Origin of the sequence: Mesorhizobium sp. M0217 (assembly GCF_040321955.1) — a bacterium.
GTDB lineage: Bacteria > Pseudomonadota > Alphaproteobacteria > Rhizobiales > Rhizobiaceae > Mesorhizobium.
This window is the reverse complement of sequence record NZ_JAMYSN010000056.1, coordinates 1-5,987: the sequence shown is the minus strand read 5'-3', so window position 1 is coordinate 5,987 and position 5,987 is coordinate 1. Positions and strand designations below refer to the sequence as shown.

The 5,987-nt window shown below is 54.2% G+C and carries 2 tRNA genes and 3 rRNA genes; all 5 read left to right on the top strand.

The annotated features are described in order from the left end of the window. The first annotated feature begins 252 nt into the window (after positions 1-252). The 5 genes from NKJ18_RS32800 (at position 253) to rrf (ending at position 5,825) form a co-directional block, all read left to right on the top strand. Positions 253-1,737: ribosomal RNA gene (locus NKJ18_RS32800) — 16S ribosomal RNA — on the top strand. A 313-nt stretch (positions 1,738-2,050) separates the two neighbouring features. Continuing rightward, positions 2,051-2,127: transfer RNA gene (locus tag NKJ18_RS32795), tRNA-Ile, on the top strand. Between the two features lie 117 nt (positions 2,128-2,244). Next, positions 2,245-2,320 (top strand) — tRNA-Ala (locus NKJ18_RS32790). 386 nt (positions 2,321-2,706) lie between these two features. Next, positions 2,707-5,508: ribosomal RNA gene (locus tag NKJ18_RS32785) — 23S ribosomal RNA — on the top strand. A 202-nt stretch (positions 5,509-5,710) separates the two neighbouring features. Continuing rightward, positions 5,711-5,825: ribosomal RNA gene (gene rrf / locus NKJ18_RS32780) — 5S ribosomal RNA — on the top strand. Together the 16S, 23S and 5S rRNA genes with 2 tRNA genes alongside form the textbook arrangement of a ribosomal RNA operon. Positions 5,826-5,987 lie beyond the last annotated feature (162 nt).

The window sequence follows — 5,987 nt, the reverse complement described above, 5'->3', positions numbered from 1 at the left end:
AAGCCAGAGGTGGAACGGGCCACGACATTGCGTGAAGTGATGTCTGTTCTTTGAAAATTGAATATTGAAGAAAGAGAAACGTGGGCGGCAGAGTCCTGCTGAACCTCTTATCCCGCCAGGGATAGAAGGTTCGAACGAGACTTTGGCGGACACGTTTTGAGAGAATAAAGTCTACCAAGGCACTGATGTGTCTAGGTGTGAATGTTCTCGTCAATTCAAAGCGTGACCAGATAAAAGCCAATCAAAGTTTCAAAACTTGAGAGTTTGATCCTGGCTCAGAACGAACGCTGGCGGCAGGCTTAACACATGCAAGTCGAGCGCCTCGCAAGAGGAGCGGCAGACGGGTGAGTAACGCGTGGGAATCTACCCATCTCTACGGAACAACTCCGGGAAACTGGAGCTAATACCGTATACGTCCTTCGGGAGAAAGATTTATCGGAGATGGATGAGCCCGCGTTGGATTAGCTAGTTGGTGGGGTAATGGCCTACCAAGGCGACGATCCATAGCTGGTCTGAGAGGATGATCAGCCACATTGGGACTGAGACACGGCCCAAACTCCTACGGGAGGCAGCAGTGGGGAATATTGGACAATGGGCGAAAGCCTGATCCAGCCATGCCGCGTGAGTGATGAAGGCCCTAGGGTTGTAAAGCTCTTTCAACGGTGAAGATAATGACGGTAACCGTAGAAGAAGCCCCGGCTAACTTCGTGCCAGCAGCCGCGGTAATACGAAGGGGGCTAGCGTTGTTCGGAATTACTGGGCGTAAAGCGCACGTAGGCGGATATTTAAGTCAGGGGTGAAATCCCGGGGCTCAACCCCGGAACTGCCTTTGATACTGGGTATCTCGAGTCCGAGAGAGGTGAGTGGAATTCCGAGTGTAGAGGTGAAATTCGTAGATATTCGGAGGAACACCAGTGGCGAAGGCGGCTCACTGGCTCGGTACTGACGCTGAGGTGCGAAAGCGTGGGGAGCAAACAGGATTAGATACCCTGGTAGTCCACGCTGTAAACGATGGAAGCTAGCCGTTGGCAAGTTTACTTGTCGGTGGCGCAGCTAACGCATTAAGCTTCCCGCCTGGGGAGTACGGTCGCAAGATTAAAACTCAAAGGAATTGACGGGGGCCCGCACAAGCGGTGGAGCATGTGGTTTAATTCGAAGCAACGCGCAGAACCTTACCAGCCCTTGACATCCCGGTCGCGGTTTCCAGAGATGGGAACCTTCAGTTCGGCTGGACCGGTGACAGGTGCTGCATGGCTGTCGTCAGCTCGTGTCGTGAGATGTTGGGTTAAGTCCCGCAACGAGCGCAACCCTCGCCCTTAGTTGCCAGCATTAAGTTGGGCACTCTAAGGGGACTGCCGGTGATAAGCCGAGAGGAAGGTGGGGATGACGTCAAGTCCTCATGGCCCTTACGGGCTGGGCTACACACGTGCTACAATGGTGGTGACAGTGGGCAGCGAGACCGCGAGGTCGAGCTAATCTCCAAAAGCCATCTCAGTTCGGATTGCACTCTGCAACTCGAGTGCATGAAGTTGGAATCGCTAGTAATCGCGGATCAGCATGCCGCGGTGAATACGTTCCCGGGCCTTGTACACACCGCCCGTCACACCATGGGAGTTGGTTTTACCCGAAGGCGCTGTGCTAACCGCAAGGAGGCAGGCGACCACGGTAGGGTCAGCGACTGGGGTGAAGTCGTAACAAGGTAGCCGTAGGGGAACCTGCGGCTGGATCACCTCCTTTCTAAGGAAGAACTCTAATGGAAACGCTTAATCGCTCGTCTTCGGATGAGAGATGATGGGCCTCTGCCTTTCAGTTCTCTTGGAACAAGACGGAAGAGAGTCACTCTTACCGTCGCGCATACCTTAAGCGGGTCTGCCGCCTTCGTTTCTCTTTCTTCAGCGAATGACTTTGGATCAGCGCTCGCGCGCCGTACCGCGGCCCTTTGGGCCGCTGGCGCTCCGCGAGGGCGCGGCATAAGCCGCGACGGCCGGTCGGCCTTGCGAGGTTTTGCCTCGATGTCACCCAGCTCGTTACTGGCAGAGCGCGGTCTTTAGGGCTTGTAGCTCAGTTGGTTAGAGCGCGCGCTTGATAAGCGTGAGGTCGGAGGTTCAAGTCCTCCCAGGCCCACCACTTGCGCGATCCCGCAGGGATCGTCGCTTCAGCCTCGATGTGGAAGTTGAGCTCCAGCGCGATCCCGTAGGGATCGTCGCTCCAGTCTCGATACCATTATGCGGGAGCAAGTTATCAGGGGCCGTAGCTCAGCTGGGAGAGCGCCTGCTTTGCAAGCAGGATGTCGTCGGTTCGATCCCGTCCGGCTCCACCACTTTCTTGTCTTTGAGGCGAAGAAGGGGTGTCGAGGAGGTGGTGAAAAAGTCATTCGTATAAAGGTTTGTGGTGAGCTTCTTGGCTTGCCGCTTGTTCTGTTTTGACATCGTAAAGAGAAGATTTGTTCGAACTTCATGAGCCGAAAGGTTCGTGATTTGTCGCGGGAGACGCTCAATCTCCCGCATATGATGGGTTTGCCTAACCGCACCCTCGAACCGATCTCGAGAAGCTGGTCTTTTTGTGCCAATGACATCGAATTTGGATCCCGCACAGGATCCGGTTCAGGCGACAATTCCTTTGGAATTGCGCGGACGCCAACCCCGCAAGGGAGAGGCTGAAGCGACAATCCTTCGGATTGCGCGGATGGGCATTGGCAATGAGAACGATCAAGTGTCTTAAGGGCAATTGGTGGATGCCTTGGCATGCACAGGCGATGAAGGACGTGATACGCTGCGATAAGCTACGGGGAGGTGCGAATACCCTTTGATCCGTAGATTTCCGAATGGGGAAACCCACCTAAGGTACTTGGAAAATCAGAGTAGCAGAGCGATCTGCTACTGTGGTTTCCAAGTATCGATAATAGGTAACTTATCCTGAATACATAGGGATAAAGTGGCGAACGCGGGGAACTGAAACATCTAAGTACCCGTAGGAAAGGACATCAACCGAGACTCCGGAAGTAGTGGCGAGCGAACCCGGACCAGGCCAGTGGCGATTGAGAGACAAGCGGAACCTTCTGGAAAGTAGGGCCATAGTGGGTGACAGCCCCGTACGCGTAATGCAATCAATCGTCCTCGAGTAAGGCGGGACACGTGAAATCCTGTCTGAAATTGGGAGGACCACCTTCCAAGCCTAAGTACTCGTGCATGACCGATAGCGAACTAGTACCGTGAGGGAAAGGTGAAAAGCACCCCGACAAGGGGAGTGAAAGAGTACCTGAAACCGATTGCCTACAAACAGTGGGAGCCCGCAAGGGTCACCACGTACCTTTTGTATAATGGGTCAGCGACTTAGTGTGACGAGCAAGCTTAAACCGCTAGGTGTAGGCGCAGCGAAAGCGAGTCTGAACAGGGCGTTCAGTTCGTCGCATTAGACCCGAAACCGAGTGATCTAGCCATGAGCAGGTTGAAGGTAAGGTAACACTTACTGGAGGACCGAACCCATAACTGTTGCAATAGTTCGGGATGACTTGTGGCTAGGGGTGAAAGGCCAATCAAACTCGGAAATAGCTGGTTCTCCGCGAAATCTATTTAGGTAGAGCGTCGACCGAATACCCCAGGGGGTAGAGCACTGGATGGGCTAGGGGTCCTCACCGGATTACCAAACCTAACCAAACTCCGAATACCTGGGAGTACTAGTCGGCAGACACACGGCGGGTGCTAACGTCCGTCGTGAAAAGGGAAACAACCCTGACCTACAGCTAAGGTCCCCAAGTTATGGCTAAGTGGGAAAGGATGTGAGGATCCCAAAACAACCAGGATGTTGGCTTAGAAGCAGCCATCATTTAAAGAAAGCGTAACAGCTCACTGGTCTAAATAAGGGTCTTTGCGCCGAAAATGTAACGGGGCTAAAGCCATACACCGAAGCTTAGGGTTTGGTCCGCAAGGGCCAAGCGGTAGCGGAGCGTTCTGTAAGCTGACGAAGCCATACCCGTGAGGGGTGGTGGAGGTATCAGAAGTGCGAATGCTGACATGAGTAACGTAAGGGGAGTGAGAGACTCCCCCGCCGAAAGACCAAGGGTTCCTGCTTAAAGCTAATCTGAGCAGGGTTAGCCGGCCCCTAAGACGAGGCGGAAACGCGTAGTCGATGGGAACCACGTTAATATTCGTGGGCTTGGAGGTAGTGACGGATCGCACAAGTTGTCCAATCTTATCGGATTGAACGGGCAGCGGAGCGGTTCCAGGAAATAGCTCCTCCTTATAAACCGTACCCGAAACCGACACTGGTGGTCAGGTAGAGTATACCAAGGCGCTTGAGAGAACTATGCTGAAGGAACTCGGCAAATTGCACGCGTAACTTCGGAAGAAGCGTGACCCTTTTCTACGCAAGTAGAGGAGGGTGGCACAGACCAGGGGGTAGCGACTGTTTATCAAAAACACAGGGCTCTGCGAAGTCGCAAGACGACGTATAGGGTCTGACGCCTGCCCGGTGCTGGAAGGTTAAGAGGAGGGGTGCAAGCTCTGAATCGAAGCCCCAGTAAACGGCGGCCGTAACTATAACGGTCCTAAGGTAGCGAAATTCCTTGTCGGGTAAGTTCCGACCTGCACGAATGGCGTAACGACTTCCCCGCTGTCTCCAGCATAGACTCAGTGAAATTGAATTCCCCGTGAAGATGCGGGGTTCCTGCGGTTAGACGGAAAGACCCCGTGCACCTTTACTATAGCTTTACATTGGCATTCGTAGTGGCATGTGTAGGATAGGTGGTAGGCTTTGAAACCTGGGCGCCAGCTCAGGTGGAGCCACCCTTGAAATACCACCCTTATTACTATGGATGTCTAACCGCGGCCCGTTATCCGGGTCCGGGACAATGTATGGTGGGTAGTTTGACTGGGGCGGTCGCCTCCTAAAGAGTAACGGAGGCGCGCGATGGTGGGCTCAGAACGGTCGGAAATCGTTCGCTGAGTGCAATGGCATAAGCCTGCCTGACTGCGAGACTGACAAGTCGAGCAGAGACGAAAGTCGGTCATAGTGATCCGGTGGTCCCGCGTGGAAGGGCCATCGCTCAACGGATAAAAGGTACGCCGGGGATAACAGGCTGATGACCCCCAAGAGTCCATATCGACGGGGTTGTTTGGCACCTCGATGTCGACTCATCGCATCCTGGGGCTGGAGCAGGTCCCAAGGGTATGGCTGTTCGCCATTTAAAGCGGTACGTGAGTTGGGTTCAGAACGTCGTGAGACAGTTCGGTCCCTATCTGCCGTGGGTGTAGGAATATTGAAAGGATCTGTCCCTAGTACGAGAGGACCGGGATGGACGGATCTCTGGTGGACCTGTTGTGGCGCCAGCCGCATAGCAGGGTAGCTATATCCGGACGGGATAACCGCTGAAGGCATCTAAGCGGGAAACCCACCTTAAAACGAGTATTCCCTGAGAACCGTGGAAGACGACCACGTTGATAGGCCGGGTGTGGAAGAGCGGCAACGCTTGAAGCTTACCGGTACTAATAGTTCGATCGGCTTGATCGTTCTCATTCCTTATGCTCATCGTGAAACACGATGATCTGACCAGCGCTCACGCATGAGCGGCCCTTAACAGGGTCTATGCTCCGCGAGGGCGCCGGAAAACCGGCGACGCGCAGTCGCGCTTGCGGACTTTCTCCGTTAGCTAGACACAAACGTCGCCTTGGCACGAAAAAACAGCTTCTCGATATAACGTGCGTTTTGCCGACCTGGTGGTTATGGCGGAGCGGCTGCACCCGATCCCATTCCGAACTCGGCCGTGAAACGCTCCAGCGCTGATGGTACTTCGTCTCAAGACGCGGGAGAGTAGGTCGCTGCCAGGTCTGCAAAACGCACGTTGAACTCTCATCCGCAAACCGGATGAAACTGAAATCTTCTCTCTACGAAAAGGCCCGCCAAGGGATCACGGGCCGCGCAAGCGGCCCTTTCATTTGGTCAGCCATATACCTATGTGTAAGCCATCCTGTTCATAGGCCCAGGCTTAC